The organism is Acidovorax sp. GW823-FHT02H02, from assembly GCF_058797075.1.
Genome location: NZ_JBXAJH010000003.1, coordinates 348,509 through 364,503, shown reverse-complemented (window position 1 = coordinate 364,503; position 15,995 = coordinate 348,509). Strand labels below are relative to the sequence as shown.

12 protein-coding genes are annotated in these 15,995 nt (G+C 66.5%); 7 read left to right on the top strand and 5 right to left on the bottom strand.

From position 1 onward, the window contains the following. The first annotated feature begins 83 nt into the window (after positions 1-83). Entirely contained in the window at positions 84-326 is a 243-nt protein-coding gene (locus tag AC1RDS_RS05285) for an EAL domain-containing protein (RefSeq protein ID WP_348682642.1), read from the top strand. A gap of 214 nt (positions 327-540) precedes the next feature. Here AC1RDS_RS05285 and AC1RDS_RS05280 read toward each other — a convergent pair whose 3' ends face one another. The 3 genes from AC1RDS_RS05280 to msrA form a co-directional block, all read right to left on the bottom strand. After that, a complete protein-coding gene (locus AC1RDS_RS05280) occupies positions 541-2,628 on the bottom strand; it encodes a TonB-dependent receptor domain-containing protein (protein ID WP_348682640.1) in 2,088 nt (695 codons plus the stop codon). A 178-nt stretch (positions 2,629-2,806) separates the two neighbouring features. Then, complete coding sequence (locus tag AC1RDS_RS05275; RefSeq protein ID WP_139285371.1) at positions 2,807-3,277, bottom strand: hypothetical protein; 471 nt, start codon at positions 3,275-3,277, stop codon at positions 2,807-2,809. Positions 3,278-3,356: 79 nt separating this feature from the next. Then, positions 3,357-3,896: a peptide-methionine (S)-S-oxide reductase MsrA gene (msrA, locus tag AC1RDS_RS05270; RefSeq protein WP_348682638.1), complete on the bottom strand. Its 540-nt coding sequence runs from the start codon at positions 3,894-3,896 to the stop codon at positions 3,357-3,359. A gap of 95 nt (positions 3,897-3,991) precedes the next feature. Here msrA and AC1RDS_RS05265 point away from each other — a divergent pair, with 95 nt between their 5' ends. The 6 genes from AC1RDS_RS05265 (at position 3,992) to AC1RDS_RS05240 (ending at position 11,563) form a co-directional block, all read left to right on the top strand. Then, positions 3,992-4,681, top strand: coding sequence for a TetR/AcrR family transcriptional regulator (locus AC1RDS_RS05265; protein ID WP_092698945.1), 690 nt, complete (start codon positions 3,992-3,994; stop codon positions 4,679-4,681). Continuing rightward, complete coding sequence (locus AC1RDS_RS05260; protein WP_092698943.1) at positions 4,678-5,865, top strand: efflux RND transporter periplasmic adaptor subunit; 1,188 nt, start codon at positions 4,678-4,680, stop codon at positions 5,863-5,865. The genes AC1RDS_RS05265 and AC1RDS_RS05260 overlap by 4 nt, the downstream gene beginning before the upstream one ends. A 6-nt stretch (positions 5,866-5,871) precedes the next feature. Next, positions 5,872-9,072, top strand: a complete 3,201-nt coding sequence (locus tag AC1RDS_RS05255) for an efflux RND transporter permease subunit (RefSeq protein WP_348682636.1) — start codon at positions 5,872-5,874, stop codon at positions 9,070-9,072. 24 nt (positions 9,073-9,096) lie between these two features. Next, positions 9,097-9,810 carry a protein-L-isoaspartate O-methyltransferase family protein gene (locus tag AC1RDS_RS05250; protein ID WP_348682634.1) on the top strand — a complete coding sequence of 238 codons (714 nt, stop codon included), beginning with the start codon at positions 9,097-9,099 and terminating at the stop codon, positions 9,808-9,810. A gap of 21 nt (positions 9,811-9,831) precedes the next feature. Beyond that, the gene (locus AC1RDS_RS05245; RefSeq protein ID WP_348682632.1) at positions 9,832-10,173 is read left to right on the top strand and encodes a rhodanese-like domain-containing protein; all 342 of its coding nucleotides are present in this window, start codon (positions 9,832-9,834) and stop codon (positions 10,171-10,173) included. 61 nt (positions 10,174-10,234) lie between these two features. Beyond that, positions 10,235-11,563, top strand: coding sequence for a TolC family outer membrane protein (locus AC1RDS_RS05240; protein WP_348682630.1), 1,329 nt, complete (start codon positions 10,235-10,237; stop codon positions 11,561-11,563). 39 nt (positions 11,564-11,602) lie between these two features. Here AC1RDS_RS05240 and AC1RDS_RS05235 read toward each other — a convergent pair whose 3' ends face one another. Together AC1RDS_RS05235 and AC1RDS_RS05230 are read right to left on the bottom strand one after the other, a co-directional pair. After that, entirely contained in the window at positions 11,603-14,293 is a 2,691-nt protein-coding gene (locus tag AC1RDS_RS05235) for a bifunctional acetate--CoA ligase family protein/GNAT family N-acetyltransferase (RefSeq protein WP_348682629.1), read from the bottom strand. A 175-nt stretch (positions 14,294-14,468) separates the two neighbouring features. After that, positions 14,469-15,827, bottom strand: a complete 1,359-nt coding sequence (locus AC1RDS_RS05230) for a 3-deoxy-D-manno-octulosonic acid transferase (protein ID WP_287877962.1) — start codon at positions 15,825-15,827, stop codon at positions 14,469-14,471. Between the last annotated feature and the right edge of the window lie 168 nt (positions 15,828-15,995).

Genomic DNA, 15,995 nt, shown 5'->3' with positions numbered 1-15,995 from the left:
GTGGTCTTCGTCTTGCGTGGCATTCATGCTCCTTGTTGACATGCTATGCCTCACACACAAACTTTCTGACAGGCTCCAGACGCATGCCTATCGATCAACTCAAGATTGATCAGTCTTTCGTGCGAAACCTAGCGAGTGACCACAATGACGCGTCCATCGTTCGGACCATCATCTCCCTGGGCCAGAACCTGGGTGTGGAGGTGATTGCGGAAGGTGTAGAGGAGTGGTCGCAAAGAGCGCTATTGGAACAACTGGGATGCATCCACTACCAGGGATATCTGTATGGCAAACCAATGCCGCTGATCGAATTTGAGAATACGGTCTGAGCTGTACTGTTCGGTTGGCGGCCGACCGCGTGAGTTCGGCCAATGCGGCTGAAAGGCAGGCTCTTAGCGCTCAGCCATGGTTTCCGGCGCACTTCCGCAACAGGTCGCAGGGCGTCATCCAAACCCCAAGATCTGACCCAAAGAACGCGACCGGACGGGCAAGGCGCCCCCGGTCAGCACGGTCGCCTTGGGTCACATCAAAACGCCAGCAACATCAAAACGCCACCTTCACCCCCACTGTCACATTCCGCCCCATCAACGGCGCGGCATTCTTGATGAACGAGGTGTGCGCATACGCCAGCCGGTCCGTCAGGTTGTTCGCCTTCAGATACACCTGCCACGGCGCGCCGCTGCTCAGCTGGCTGCTGTAGCTCACGCCCAGGTTCAGCATGCCGTAGCCGGGCGTGGCGGTTTCAAACTCGGCCACGCGGTTCTGGCGGGCCACCTGCAGCCATTCGACCTGGCCTTCCCATTGCTGCCAGTGGGCATCGAGCCGCACACCGGCGCGGGTGGCGGGGATGCGGGGCAGCAGGCTGCCGCCGTCGAGTTTTGCGCGCACGGTGTCGCCAAACAGGGTGATGCCCAGATGGCGGTTCAGGCGCTGGCGCACCTGGCCTTCGATGCCGGTGAAGGTGGCATCCTGCTGGCTGTATTGCAGCAGTTGCAGGCCATCTACCTCGTCGATTGTGCGGCCGTAGATGTAGTTGCTGATGCGGTTCCTGAAGATGCTGACGCCAAAGGTGGTGTTGCCGCTGGTCTTCTTCAGGCTGAGGTCGATGTTTTGCGAGATCTCGGACTTCAGATCGGCGTTGCCGCGCTCGTAGGTGCTGGTGGCCATGTGCAGGCCTTGGGCGTACAGCTCTTCGGCGGTGGGGGCGCGGTTGGCACGGGTGAACGAGGTGCCCACCTGGTAGCCGGGCGTGAACTTCCACACCGCACCCAGCGACGCCGACGTGCCGTTGTGGCTGCGCTCGATGCCACTGGTCTGGGCTTCGGCCGTCTGGCGGTCGTGGCGCAGGGCGGCTTCCAGGCGCCAGTCGCCCAGGCGGACTTCCTCCAGCGCGAAGAAGCCCAGCTTGCGGGTGATGGTGGGTTCGACATAGGCTTCTTCGCCGTCTGCGCTGAACTTGCGTTGCGAGGTCTGCAGGCCGACCACGCCCTTGAACCCGGCCACGGGTGCGTGCTGCAGCTCGATGCGGGTGTCATAGGCCTTGTTTTTGAAGGTGGTGCCGATGGCGCCGTCCTCGATCTCGTCGTGCTTGTAGTCGGTAACGCCCGCCCGCAGCCGCAGTGCCGAGAAGCCGGCGAACGGGTTGCGCAGCTCGCCCCGGATATCGAGGCGCTCGCTGCGCAGGTCGACCACGGGCACGGCGCCAGGCGCTTCGGCGCCATGGTCGTGGCCATCGTCCTCTTCGCCTGCGTGCGCGCCGCAGTGCAGGTGGTCGCCATCGGCATGGCAGCCGTCAAAGCTGTGCTTGTGGCCTGGCAGGCCGTATTTGGCCGTCTGGCGGGTGTAGGCGGCGCCCAGGTAGCCGCGCTCGCCTATCCACGACAGGCCCACGCTGCCGGTGTCGGTGCGGTTGAAGCTGCCTGGCACCTTGTTGCCACCCGCCCAGCCCTTGCCTGCGCGGTAGTCGCCCGCGTCGCGCGCCACGCCTTCGACGTGCACGGCCAGGTTGCCTGCGCCGCCGGTGAGCGAGAAGGCCCCTGCCCCCTCGCCCGCGCCGGTGTTGGCGCGTAGCTCGGCGCTGCCTTCCACGCCCTTTTGCGGGATGGCGGTGGGAACCTTGCCATCCAGCACATTGACCACACCGCCCACGGCGCCGTTGCCATGGACCAGGGCCGAGGGGCCGCGCAGCACTTCGATCTGCGTGGCCAGCAGGGGCTCGGACACCACGGCGTGGTCGGGGCTGATGGTGGAGGCGTCGTGCAGTTCGGCGCCGTCGCTCAGCAGCTTGACGCGCGGGCCGTCCATGCCGCGAATGATGGGGCGGCTGGCACCGGCGCCAAAGTGGCTGCTGGTGATGCCAGGCTCGCTGCTGAGCGTTTCGCCCAAGGTGGCCTCGCGGCGGCGCACGAGATCGTCGCCCTCCAGCACGGTGGCGGGCGTGGTCATGTCGCTGGCGCCCAGTTGCAGGCCGCTGGCAGAAACGGTGACGGGGGGCAGGCCGGGCGCTTCGGTGGGTGGCGCGGCCTGCGCATGGGCCAGGCTGGTGCCCGACAGCGTGAGGATGGCGGCCAGTGCAACGGGGTGCAGGACCGGATGGCTGCGGCTGCTGTGTGCGGGTGCAAGGATGTTCATGGTGTTTCTGAAAAAAGGGGCGCGCACCGGCGCAGCCAGGTCCTGGCGCAGGGGCACGGTTTCATGCGCTGTGGCATGAAAACGGAATAAAAAGCGGCTGTAGCGCTTGGTCATCAAGCGCTAGCAGCTATGAAATCAGGGGTCGGCAGCGCGTGCTGCGGCGCAGTGGCTGCGGGAGTCAGGCCACCGGGGGGCCGCGAGCCTGGAATGGCGTGAACCACCGCAGGAGGACGGGTTCGGGGTGGTAGGCCAGCCGCGCCTGCACGGGCACCACAGCTGGCAGCGCCATGGGGGCGCTGTGCAAGGCATCGCCCAGGGCCAACTGGTCGAGCAAAAGGCAGTCGGGCGCGGCATGGTCGCCCCAAAGTGCCTGCAGCAGGCCTGTGCCGGTGTCTGCCGCATGTGCTCCGGCCACGCCGCCATGGTGTGCCGCCGCCTGCGGGGCAGGCCCAGCGTGCACCGTGTTGCTGCGCCCGCCATGGGCCACCTCGTGCAGGCGGCCCACGGTGGGCGCAATGACCAATGCCAGCAACAGCCAAACCAGCGCAGCCCGGGCCGAGAGCTGCTGCAGCCAGCGCCCGCGCACACCCGCCCGGCGGGCCGTGGCCTGCAGGGCTGAAAGGGCTGGGGGGGCTGCTGGCAGACTCACTTTGGTATCACTTTTATAGCTGCTGGCGTATGCGGATCGAGTGCTAGCGCCCGATTTTATTCAGATCTTTGCCGCCGATTCAGTCGGGCTTCAGATACCGTGCAAACGTCTTGCGAAACTTCTCCACCTTCGGGCCCACCACGAAGGCGCAATAACCAGCGTTCGGATGGTTGGCAAAGTAGTCCTGGTGGTAGGCCTCGGCCGCGCTGTAGTTGGTCAGCGGTTGCACCTCGGTGGTGATGGGCGCGCCAAACAGCTTGTCTTGCGACATCTGGCGGATCATGTCGTTGGCCACCTCGCCGTGCTCGGGGTGGTCGTAATAGATGCCGCTGCGGTATTGCGTGCCCACATCGTTGCCCTGGCGGTTGAGGGTGGTGGGGTCGTGGGTGTGGAAGAAGATTTCCAGGATTTCCTGCAGGCTGATGGCGTCGGCATCAAACGTCAGGCGCACCACCTCGGCGTGGCCGGTGTCACCCTGGCAGATCTGCTCGTAGCTGGGGTGGTGGGTGTGGCCGTTGGTGTAGCCGCTTTCCACGTCGGTGATGCCGCGCACGCGGACAAAAACCGCTTCGGTGCACCAAAAACAACCGCCGCCGAGCGTGATGGTTTGCTGTCTCATGGAAGTTTCCTTGCTCAGTGGATGTGCAGCGCCGCATTATGAATTGACGCCGCTGCGGGCGCTGGCTATATTACTAACCAGTCAGTCATTAACAGATGCAGTCCGAATCTTCCCCCCTTCCCGGCACGGTGGCCAAACGCGAACGGCGCAAGCAGGCGCGCCCCGGCGAACTCATCGAGGCCGCGCTGGATCTGTTTGTCGAAAAAGGCTTTGCAGCCACCCGGGTGGATGAGGTGGCGGCGCGTGCGGGGGTGTCCAAGGGCACGCTGTTTCTTTACTTTCCCAGCAAGGAAGAGCTGTTCAAGGCCGTGGTGCGCGAAAACATCGCGGGCCGTTTTGCCGAATGGACGCTGGAGCTCGACGCCTTCGAGGGCAGCACCGACGACCTGCTGCGCTACTGCTACCAGGTGTGGTGGGAGCGCATCGGCAGCACCAAGACCTCGGGCATCACCAAGCTCATGCTGAGCGAAGCCCACCATTTTCCTGAAATCACCCAGTTCTACCAGCGCGAGGTGATGGACCCGGGCCAGGCGCTGATCCGACGCATCCTGCAGCGGGGTGTGGACCGCAAAGAATTCCGGCCGCTCGACATGGACTACGCGGTGTACTTGGTGCTGGCCCCGATGATCTTTCTGATGCTGTGGAAGCACTCCATGGGCGCCTGCGTACCGGATGCCCAGGACCTGGACCCCGAAAAATACCTGGCCATGCAGGCCGACAACATCCTGCACGGCCTGTGCGCGGCTGCGCCCTCCTCCGGTCCTTCAACGACCCGATCGCCATGAAACGCTGGATTGTCTGGATGGCTGTTGCCACCATCGTTGTGCTGGTGGGCGGCGGCATCTGGCGCGCACTGGCCGCGCGGCAGGCGCAGCAAAAGGCCTTGGCCGAAGCCAGCGTGCAGGGCAAGGAAGCCATGCTGGACCTGGCGCCGGGCGAGCTGGTCACCGTGCAGCGCCAAAGCCTTGCCCTGGCGGTGCCGGTGTCGGGCGCGCTGCGCGCCGTGGAGTCTGCCATGGTCAGGGCCCGCGCGGCGGGCGAGCTGCAGGGCCTGACCCTGCGCGAGGGCGACAGCGTGCGCGCCGGGCAGGAAATCGCCCGCATCGACCCCACCGAGGCGCGGGCCCGTCTGCGCCAGGCCCAGCAGCAGGCCGATGCCGCCAAAGCGCAGGTGGATATCAGCCAGCGCCAGTTCACCAACAACCGCGCGCTGGTGGACCAGGGCTTCATTTCTGCCACGGCGCTGGTCACTTCGCAGGCCAGCCTGGAGGCCGCGCAATCGACCTACCAGGCGGCCCTGGCTGCTGCCGATGTAGCGCGCAAGGCGCTGGACGACACCGTGCTGCGCAGCCCTTTGACGGGCCAGGTGTCGCAGCGGCTGGCGCAGCCCGGCGAGCGCGTGGGGGTGGATGCCCGCATCGTCGAGGTGGTGGACCTGTCGCGGCTGGAACTCGAAGCCCTGCTGAGCCCGACCGACTCATGGGCCGTGCGCGTGGGACAAAAGGCCCGCCTGCGGATCGAGGGCGTGGCCAGCCCCATCGTGGCCTCTGTGGTCCGCATCAACCCCAGCGCCCAGGCCGGCAGCCGCACCGTGCCGGTGTACCTGGTCATCGAGCAGGGCGCGGCGATACCGGTGCTGCGCCAGGGGCTGTTTGTGCAGGGCGCGCTCGACACAGGGCATGCCGATGTGCTGGCACTGCCGCTGGACGCCGTGCGCACCGACAAACCGGCGCCCTACGTGCAGGCGGTGCAAAGCGGCCGTGTGGCGTATCTGCCGGTCAAGACCGGCCAGCGTGCCGTGGTGGGAGGCGAAACGCTGGTGGCGGTCGAGGGCGTGCCCGAGGGCACGGCGGTGGTGGCCGGGCGCATGGGCTCGCTGCGCGAGGGCACGCCTGTGCGCATCCACGACAACCGGTACAGCACGACCGCCACCCCGGCCGCAGCCTCTGCATCGCGCGCCGCACCGTAAGCAGCCATGTGGTTCACCCAGGTCAGCCTGAAAAACCCGGTGTTCGCCACCATGGTGATGCTCGCCATCGTGGTGCTGGGCCTGTTTTCCTACCAGCGCCTCAAGGTCGATCAGTTTCCCGACATCGACTTTCCGGTGGTGGTGGTCACGGTGGACTACCCCGGCGCTTCGCCAGAAATCGTCGAGAGCGAGGTCACCAAGAAGATCGAGGAAGGCGTCAACTCGATTGCCGGCATCAACGCCCTCACCTCGCGCAGCTACGAGGGCACGGCGGTCGTCATCATCGAGTTTCAGCTGCACATCGATGGCCGCAAGGCGGCCGAAGACGTGCGCGAGAAGGTGGCCATTGTCCGCCCCACCCTGCGCACCGAGGTGAAAGAGCCGTGCGTGCTGCGCTTTGACCCCGCCAGCCGTGCCGTGTGGTCGCTGGCCGTGCTGCCCGACGACCAGGCCGGGGGCACGGAGCGAAGCGCCGTGGAGCTGACCACCTGGGCCGAGCAGATCCTGAAGAAACGGCTGGAAAACGTGCGTGGCGTGGGCGCCGTGAACCTGGTGGGCGCGACCCGGCGCGAGATCAACATCTACCTGAACCCGCAGGCGCTCGAAGCCTTTGGCGTGACCCCCGACCAGGTGGTGGCTGCCGTGCGCAACGAGAACCAGGATTTGCCCGTGGGCGCCATCCGGTCCCTCGCCCAGGAGCGCGTGGTGCAGATCGACGCGCGCATGCAGCGCCCCGAAGACTTTGGCCGCATCATCGTGGCCCGTAAAAATGGTGCCCCCGTGCGGGTGGAGCAGGTGGCCCGCGTCAACGATGGCGCGCAGGAAGTTGAAAGCCTGGCGCTGTACAACGGCCAGCGCACACTGCTGCTGTCGGTGCAGAAATCACAGGGCGAAAACACCATCGAGGTGGTGGACGGCCTGAATGCCGCCGTGGCCGAACTCCAGCGCCAGCTGCCGCCTGGTGTGCGCCTGGCAACCATCGGCGACAGCGCCCGACCGATTCGCGTGGCCGTGAACAACGTGCGCCAGACGCTGATCGAGGGCGCCCTGCTCACGGTGCTGATCGTGTTTCTGTTTCTGAACTCATGGCGTTCCACTGTCATCACGGGCCTCACGCTGCCGATTGCGCTGATCGGCACATTTTTGTTCATGAACCTGTTCGGCTTCACCATCAACATGATCACGCTGATGGCGCTGTCGCTGTGCGTGGGCCTCTTGATCGACGATGCCATCGTGGTGCGCGAGAACATCGTGCGCCACGTGCAGATGGGCAAAAACGCCTACCAGGCGGCCATGGATGGAACGCAGGAAATTGGCCTGGCCGTGCTGGCCACCACGCTGTCCATCGTGGCCGTGTTCCTGCCCATCGGGTTCATGGGCGGCATCATCGGCAAGTTCTTCCATGAGTTCGGCATCACCATCGTGGCGGCGGTGCTGATCTCGATGTTTGTCAGCTTCACGCTCGACCCGATGCTGTCGAGCATCTGGCATGACCCCAGCATCCATGCGCATGGGCAGCGTACCGAGCCGGTCACGTTCTACGACAGGACCATCGGCCGCGTGACGGGCTGGTTCGACCGCGCCACCGATGCCCTGGCCGAAGCCTACCAGGGCATTCTGCGCTGGTCGCTGGTGCACAAGCTCGCCACCCTGGGCATCGCGCTGGCCATTTTTGTGCTGAGTGTCTTCATGGTGCCGTTGCTGGGCACCGAGTTTGTTCCCAAGGCCGATTTTTCGGAAACCACCGTCAATTTCTACACACCCGTGGGCTCGTCGCTCGAAGCCACCGAGGCCAAGGCGCGCCAGGTGGAGGGCATCCTGCGCGAGTTTCCCGAGGTGCGCTACACGCTGTCCACCCTCAACACCGGCACTGCGCAGGGCAAGATGTACGCCAGCATCTACGTGCGCCTGGTGGACCGCAAGGACCGCAGCCGGAGTGTGGACGCCATGTCGGGCGTGCTGCGCGAGCGCCTTCAGCAAGTGCCCGGCATCACCGTCACCCATGTGGGCCTGCTCGACCCGGTGGGTGGCCAAAAACAGGTGGAGTTTTCGCTGCAGGGGCCGGATCTGCAGGAACTGGAGCGCCTGACGAAAACGGTTTCCGACAAGATCCACGGCATTCCGGGCCTGGTGGACCTCGACACCAGCGCCAAGCCCGACAAACCCGTGATCGCGCTCGATCTGCAGCGCGATGCGGCGTCGGACCTGGGGGTGTCGGTGGCGCAGCTGGCCGCCTCGCTGCGCACGCTGGTGGCGGGTACCACGGTGGGCAACTGGCGCGCGCCCGACGACCAGACCTACGACGTGAATGTGCGCCTGGCCCCCGAGGCCCGCACCACGCCGCAGGACCTGGAACGCCTGCCCTTTGCGCTGGCAGCCGCCGACGGCGGCACGCGCATCGTGCGCCTGAACCAGGTGGCCCGCGTGACCGAATCCACCGGCGCCAACCAGATCAACCGGCGCGACCTCACGCGCGAGGTGGCCGTGACGGCCAACGTGGCCGACCGATCGGCGGGCGAGGTGTCGAATGACATCAAGAAAGCACTCGACAGCGTGGCCTTCCCCCCCGGCTACCGCTACCAGTTTGGCGGCTCCACCAAGAACATGGCGGAGTCGTTCGGTTACGCCATCTCGGCGCTGGTGCTGGCCATCGTGTTCATCTACATGATCCTGGCCAGCCAGTTCAAGAGCTTCCTGCAGCCGCTGGCGCTGATGACCTCGCTGCCGCTCACGCTGATCGGCGTGGTGCTGGCGCTGCTGATGTTCCGCTCCACGCTGTCGATGTTCTCCATCATCGGGGTGGTGATGCTGATGGGCCTGGTCACCAAGAATGCCATCTTGCTGGTGGACTTTGCCATCCGTGCCCGCGCGGAACATATCGACGATGCCGGCCACACCGTGCCCGGCCTGCCGCGCGCCGAGGCCCTGCTGCTGGCCGCCCGCGTGCGGCTGCGCCCCATTTTGATGACCACGCTGGCCATGATTTTTGGCATGGTGCCGCTGGCGTTTGCGCTGTCCGAGGGCTCGGAGCAGCGCGCGCCCATGGGCCAGGCCGTGATTGGCGGCGTGATCACCTCCTCGCTGCTGACGCTGGTGGTGGTGCCGGTGGTGTACTGCTACATGGACGATCTGGCCCGCTGGGCACTTGCCCGCCTGGGCCGTGGCCAGCCTGCGCCCGTGGCCCCTAAAATCAAGGGTTTGTCCTGACCCGTCTTCCCCTGGAGAGATTCCATGAACATGCCTCTGAACACGTCTGCCAACATCAGCGATCCCGTTGAACAGGCCCGCTACAACATGATCGAGCAGCAGATCCGCCCCTGGAACGTGCTCGATGCCGACGTGCTGGAGCTGCTGTCGGTGGTACGCCGCGAAGACTTCGTGCCCCCGGCCTGCCGCAGCATGGCCTTCATGGACATCGAAATCCCCTTGCTGGGCAACGACGCCAAGGAAGCCGTTCGCCTGGGCCACAGCATGCTGCAGCCGCGCCTGGAAGCACGCATGCTGCAAGACCTGAGAATCTTGCCCACCGACCGCGTGCTGGAAATCGGCGCCGGTTCGGGCTACATGGCCGCGCTGCTGGCCCAGCGTGCCGAGAGCGTGGTCTCGCTCGAAATCGTGCCCGCGCTGGCCGAGATGGCGCAAGACAATCTTCAGCGCGCCGGCATCGCCAATGCCCATGTGCGCGTGTCGGACGGCTCCCGCGATGCCGTGCCCGAAGGCCCGTTCGACGTGATCGTGCTCAGTGGCTCCGTGGCCAGCATTCCGCAGAACCTGCTGTCGATGCTGCGCGAAGGTGGCCGCCTGGCCGCCATCGTGGGCCAGGAGCCCGTCATGCGCTTCACGCTGGTGCGCCGCACGGGCGAGCGTTTCGACACCACCCAGCCCTGGGACACCGTCGCGCCGCGCCTGGTGGGCTTTGCCGAACCGTCGGACTTTTCCTTCTGATCTGACGGCGAGGAGTTCTGGATGATCGACCATGTCCGCCCTGCGCAACTGTCCGCCTGGTTTGCGCAGGCCTCTGCCGTGGGCCAGCCGCTGGTGCTGGACGTGCGCGAGCCCTGGGAATTGCAAACCGCCAGCGTGCGCACGGACGGGTTTGAACTGGTGGCGATTCCCATGGGGCAGCTGCCTGGCCGGCTGGCCGAGCTGGACCCTTCCCGCCCCCTGGCGTGCCTGTGCCACCACGGTGCCCGCAGCCTGCGCGTGGCGGCTTTCCTGGCGCAGCAGGGTTTTGGAACGCTGGCCAACATCACGGGCGGTATCGATGCCTGGTCCCGTGAACACGACAACAGCGTGCCGCGGTACTGAAACACATTGGCCCACCTTGTTCACGCCACCTCTTGCGCCCAGCACGACCTGAAGGACCTCCATGAACCTGCTTCGGCTACTTCCCCTGACATTGGCAATCACCGCTACCCTGGGCACGCCGGCGCAGGCACAGAGCTTGTCGCAGCTGGTGGACGCAGCGCGCGGTTACGACACGGTGTGGCAGGCCGCCAGGCTTCAGCTGGATGCAGCCTCCAGCCGCGCGGAGCAGGCCCGCGCCGGCTTGCTGCCCAGCGCGGGACTGTCCGCTGGTGTGTCACGCGCCAACACGGAAGTCAGCCGCCCCAAGGTAGATCTCAATGCCACCACACAGAATATGGGGGTCAACGCCTCGCAGCCGCTCTACCGGCCGGCCAACCGCATCAACTTCCAGCAGGGCCAGCGCGGCGTCGATGTGGCCCTTGCGCAGCTGGACGCCGCCACCCAGGATCTGCTGGTGCGCGTCAGCCAAGCCTACTTTGATGTGCTCGCGGCCCAGGACACACTCACCTTCGTGCAGGCGCAAAAAACGGCCGTCTCCGAGCAGCTGGCTTCCGCCAAGCGCAACTTCGAGGTGGGAACCTCCACCGTGACCGACTCGCGCGAGGCCCAGGCCCGCTACGACCTGGTCATCGCTCAGGAAATTGCCGCCGGGAACGACCTGCGCGTGAAGAAGCTGGCACTGGACCAGCTGGTGGGGGTGACCGGCACCCAGCCTCTGCCCCTGGTCCAGCCGGTGCCGCTGCCCACCGTGCAGCCCGACAACGTGGCGCAATGGGTGCAGACGGCGCAGGAGCAGCAGCCGGGCGTGCGCCAGGCCCAGATCGCCCTGGACATCGCACGCCTGGAGACCCAGAAGGCCGGCACCGGGCATCTGCCCACGGTGGATCTGCAGGCCGGCTACAACATCACGCGTAATCCCAACGGGACTGTCATCATGCCGGGGACGAACAGCCGCACCAACAATGCCAGCGTGGGCGTGGCCCTGAACCTGCCGCTTTTTGCCGGTTTTGCCGTGCAGAACCGCATCAAGGAAACGCTGGCCCTCGAAGAAAAGGCCGCGGCCGACCTCGAAACCGCGCGCCGCAACGTGGCGCAGGCCACCCGCGCCGCCTTCTTTGGCGTGCAGTCCGGCCAGGGCCAGGTGCAGGCCCTGGAAGCGGCCGAAGCCTCCAGCCAGAGCGCGCTCGACGCCAACAAGCTCGGCTACCAGGTGGGCGTGCGCATCAACATCGATGTGCTCAATGCCCAAAGCCAGCTCTACCAGACCAAGCGCGACCTGGCGCAGGCGCGCTACAACGTGCTGCTGGGCACCCTCAAGCTGCGCCAGGCGGCCGGCACGCTGTCGGAAGACGACGTGGCCGCCATCAACCGCTTGCTGCAGCAGCCGTAGCCTCCACACCGCCCCTGCCTGAAAACAAGGGGCGAGTGCCTACAAGGTGTGGGTGACCAGCCTGAAATCCGCGTCGTCTGAATAGGGCTTGACCACAAAGCCCAGGCTGCGCATGAGTTTGAGCATGCCGGGGTTGTTGGCCAGCACCAGGCCTTCCATCTCGGCCAGGCCCTTGTCGCGCGCCACATCCATGATGCTCAGCATCAGGCGCGAACCCAGACCCTTGCCATTGAAGTCGTCGGCCACCACCAGGGCAAATTCGCAGCTCGACTGGTCAGGATTGGTGACGTAGCGCGACACCCCCACGATGCGTTCGGTTTCGGTACTGTCGCCGTCGTCGCCCACCGTGCGTTCGCGGAATACGGCCACCAGCGCCATTTCGCGGTCATAGTCGATCAGGGTGAAGCGTGCCAGCATCGAGGCCGGCAGTTCCACCATCGACGAGATGAAACGGAAATACCGGCTTTCGGGCGACAGGTTCTGCACCAGTTGCTGCAGCATCTGCGCATCGTCGGGGTGGATGGGGCGCACCAGGTATTCACCGCCTCCGCGCATCGGCCACAGCTGTTCGTAGCGTGCGGGATACGGCAGGATGGCCAGGTGGCTGAAGCTGTCGGCCCGCCCGCCCGAGGTGTTGGCCGCGTGGTCGATGGCAATGCGCGCATCCACCGCCACGACGCCCTGCGCGTCCACGATGAGCGGGTTGATGTCCATCTCGCGCAGCTGGGGCAAGGCACACACCATTTCCGACACGCGCAGCAGCACCTGCTCCAGCGCGTCATGGTCCACCGCGCTGGCGCCGCGCCACTCGCCCAGCGTTTCGGCTACACGCGAGCGCTCGATCAGCCGGCGTGCCAGGAACTGGTTGAGCGGGGGCAGCTCCATGGCGCGGTCGTCGATCAGTTCGATCATGGTGCCGCCCGCACCAAACGTGATCACCGGGCCAAACGGGTCGTCGGTAACCAGGCCGATGCAGATCTCCCGCCCGCGCCGGGCGCCAGCCATGTTCTGCACCGTCACCCCGTTGATGCGCGCCTGCGGCTGCAGGTGTGCCACGCGCTGCACCATGTCGGTGTAGGCATCGCGGGCCGCGGTGCCACTGTGGATATTGAGGGCCACGCCGCCCACGTCGGATTTGTGGCTGATGTCGGGCGAGTCGATCTTCAGCGCCACCGGAAAGCCCATCTGCGTGGCGATCATCATGGCTTCGTGCGCGCTGCGTGCCAGGATGGTCTTGGTCACAGGAATGTGGAATGCCGCCAGCAGCGTCTTGGACTCCATCTCGGTCAGCACCTTGCGCCGCTCGGCCAGCACGCTTTCGATGACCAGGCGCGCGCCCTCGATGTCGGGCTTGGCCAGCGTGGACAGCGGTGGCGGTGTCTGCTGCAGCAGTTGCTGGTTCTGGTAGAACGAGGCGATGTTGCCAAAGGCCCCCACGGCGGCCTCGGGCGTGCGAAAGCTCGGGATGGCGGCCTCCAGCAAGATGGCGCGCGCCGGCACCACCGAGGTGTCGCCCATCCAGCAGGCCAGCAGCGGCTTGCTCATGCTGCGCTTGACCTCGGCCAGTGCGGTGGCTACCGCACTGGCGTCCGAGCCAGCCTTGGGGGAATGGATGGCCAGCACGCCATCCACCTGCCGGTCCTGGCAGGCAGCCTCGATGGCCAGGCGATAGTGCTCGGCGCCGGCGTCTTCCGACAGGTCGATCAGATCCGACAGCGACGCCAGGGGCGGCAACCGGGGCGCCAGCGCACGCGCCGTTTCGGGTGACAGCTTGCCCAGGCTCAGCAGGATCTCATTGACCCAGTCGGCCGCCAGCACGCCGGGCCCGCCGCCGTTGGTGACGATGGCCAGGCGCTTGCCCACCGGCCGATAGCGCGAAGCCAGGCACTTGGCCGCCGAGAACAGCTCGACGAACGAGCGCACGCGCACCGCGCCGGCGCGGCGCAAGGCGGCGTCGAACACATCGTCGCTGCCCACGATGGTGCCGCTGTGCGTCTGGGCGGCCTCATTGCCCGCCGGCTTGCGCCCGGCCTTGAGCACCACCACCGGCTTGGCATTGGCGGCCGAGCGCAGCGCGCTCATGAAACGGCGGGCATTGGAGATGCCTTCCATGTAGACGACGATGCTCTGCGTGCGCGCATCGTGGGCCAGAAAGTCGAGCACCTGGGCAATGTCCACGTCGGTGTTCGGCCCCAGCGACACCACGGTCGAGAACCCCACGGCGTTGTTGCGGGCCCAGTCCAGGATCGACGCCGTGAGCGCGCCCGACTGGCACACCAGCGCCAGCGAGCCATCGCGCGCCAGCGGGCCGGCCGCGCTGGCATTGAGCTGCAGGTGCGGCCGCTGGAACCCGAGCGAATTGGGGCCCAGCAGGTACAAGCCCTCGCGGCGCGCAATTTTCTTGAGGCGGGCGGCCTGGTCCGCATCCATGCCGCTCGACAGCACCAGCGCCGCGCGGCAGCCGATGCGCCCCGCCACTTCCAGCGCAGCCGGCACTTCGGCGGGCGGCAGCGCGACGATGGCCAGATCGGCCTTTCTTTGCGCCAGGTCGGCCAGCGTGCCGCTGGTGTGGGTATCGACAAACTGCAGGCTGCCGGCAAAGCGCTGCGCGCGCAGGGCCGGATGCAGCGCTTGCGCATACGAGGTGAGATTTTCGGGTTCGTCGGCCTTGCCCGCCAGTATGGCAATGGAAGCGGGTGCAAAAAGCGGCGTGAGGTAGTGTTTGTCCATGGGTCTTGCAGCGGCGTCGGGCCGCCCATCAATGATCAGCCAGCGGTGGGAGGAACTGTGGCACAGCTGCGGGCGTGTCGGCACAAAGCCGAGTACGCAAGGTGACATTTCCGGCAGGCACGGGCCTGAAACACAGGTGCTGGCCCGGCATTTTGTGCCCCCGCTGCGTGCCGTTTCATGGCGCCGCAGCAAGGCCCAGCAGGGCCGCGATGGCGGCGGCGGTCAGCCGCGCTGCGCCGCGATGCTGCTGCATGAATTCCTGGGCCACGTCGCGGGCGACGGCCAGCCGGGGGGCGTCGGTGGCCAGGTCACAGGCCAGCGCCACCCCCTGCCCGATATCTTCCACGCGGTGCGCCACGCCCTGTTCACAGGCCAGCGTGGCTGCCTCGGCAAAGTTGAAGGTGTGTGGCCCCACCACCACGGGGCAGCCGCAGGCAATGGCCTCGATCAGGTTCTGCCCGCCCAGCGGCGCAAAGCTGCCGCCGAGCAAGGCCACATCGGCCAGGCTGTAATACAGCACCATTTCGCCCAGGGAGTCGCCCAGCCAGACATCGGCGGGCTCTGGGCCGTCGGCCCACTGGCGGCGGCTCGATACGGTCAGGCCGGCGCTGCACAGCAGCTGCCGCACTTCGGCAAAGCGCTGGGGGTGGCGCGGCACTACCAGCCACTGCACCGTTTTATCCGTCGAATTTGCTTCACTATTGATAGCTGCTTGCGCTTTTTTCTCAACCGCTGGAGTGCTTTTTTGCTTCAAGGCAGCCAGCCACATCGATTCTTCACCGTCGCGGCTGCTGGCCAGCATGACCACGGGCCGGGCACTGCCTGCGCGCCATGCACGCCCCCTTGCCCGTTGCCCGGCATCGGGCACCACGTCGAACTTGAGGTTGCCAAACACACCCTGCACCGGCGCGCCGATGGATTGCAGGCGCTCGGCATCGGCATCGGTCTGGGCCCAGACGGCCGCCAAGCCGCCATAGGCCGGGCGGGCCAGCGCCGCCAGCCGCAGCGACTTGCGCAGGGATTTTTCATTGAAGCGAGCATTGGCCAGTACCAGCGGTATGCCACGCTGCCGGCAGCCCGCCACCAGGTTGGGCCAGACCTCGGTTTCCATGAGGATGCCGATGGCAGGCCGGAACTGGCGCAAGAAGCGGCGCACTGCCCCCGGCGTGTCCCAAGGCTGCCATACCTGCACATCGCCCGGTAACAGCAGTTTCTCACCCTCGGCCCGGCCCGTGGCGGTGCCGTGGGTGAGCAGCAGGCGCATGCCGGGCAGCTGCCGGCGCAGCTCCGCCAGCAAGATGGCGGCGGCCCGGGTTTCGCCCAGCGATACGGCGTGGATCCACACAAAGCGGCCCAGCGGGTCGGTGCTGCTTTGCGGAATCAGGCTGTCGATAGGCCGTGCATAACGGCCAAAGCGCTCGCCCACCGCGTGGCCGTAGCCGGGCTCGGCGACGGCGCGGCGCCGCAGTTTGCGCCGCAGCAGCGGCTGGGCGGCCCAGGTCAGGGCGGAATACAGCCAGAGTGCGAGGCTCATCTCTGCGTTCCAGGATGCCGCATGCCACCCGGATCGGATGAAACTGGCGCGGCCCAAGGCCGAGGCAGCCAAGCAAGGGCCGCCCCGCAGCGAGGGCTGCGTCCCCCTGCCCGCAGCGCGCAGCGCTGCGAGAGCGGGGGGAAGGCGCGAAGCGACTCAGGGGGGTGT

What these genes read in the sequence shown, in the direction of transcription:
- AC1RDS_RS05255 (WP_348682636.1), top strand. Translation starts at nt 5,872, where the DNA reads ATGTGGTTCACCCAGGTCAGCCTGAAAAACCCGGTGTTCGCCACCATG.
- AC1RDS_RS05235 (WP_348682629.1), bottom strand. Translation starts at nt 14,293, where the DNA reads ATGGACAAACACTACCTCACGCCGCTTTTTGCACCCGCTTCCATTGCC.
- AC1RDS_RS05265 (WP_092698945.1), top strand. Translation starts at nt 3,992, where the DNA reads ATGCAGTCCGAATCTTCCCCCCTTCCCGGCACGGTGGCCAAACGCGAA.
- AC1RDS_RS05250 (WP_348682634.1), top strand. Translation starts at nt 9,097, where the DNA reads ATGAACATGCCTCTGAACACGTCTGCCAACATCAGCGATCCCGTTGAA.
- AC1RDS_RS05280 (WP_348682640.1), bottom strand. Translation starts at nt 2,628, where the DNA reads ATGAACATCCTTGCACCCGCACACAGCAGCCGCAGCCATCCGGTCCTG.
- AC1RDS_RS05240 (WP_348682630.1), top strand. Translation starts at nt 10,235, where the DNA reads ATGAACCTGCTTCGGCTACTTCCCCTGACATTGGCAATCACCGCTACC.
- AC1RDS_RS05230 (WP_287877962.1), bottom strand. Translation starts at nt 15,827, where the DNA reads ATGAGCCTCGCACTCTGGCTGTATTCCGCCCTGACCTGGGCCGCCCAG.
- msrA (WP_348682638.1), bottom strand. Translation starts at nt 3,896, where the DNA reads ATGAGACAGCAAACCATCACGCTCGGCGGCGGTTGTTTTTGGTGCACC.
- AC1RDS_RS05245 (WP_348682632.1), top strand. Translation starts at nt 9,832, where the DNA reads ATGATCGACCATGTCCGCCCTGCGCAACTGTCCGCCTGGTTTGCGCAG.
- AC1RDS_RS05285 (WP_348682642.1), top strand. Translation starts at nt 84, where the DNA reads ATGCCTATCGATCAACTCAAGATTGATCAGTCTTTCGTGCGAAACCTA.
- AC1RDS_RS05260 (WP_092698943.1), top strand. Translation starts at nt 4,678, where the DNA reads ATGAAACGCTGGATTGTCTGGATGGCTGTTGCCACCATCGTTGTGCTG.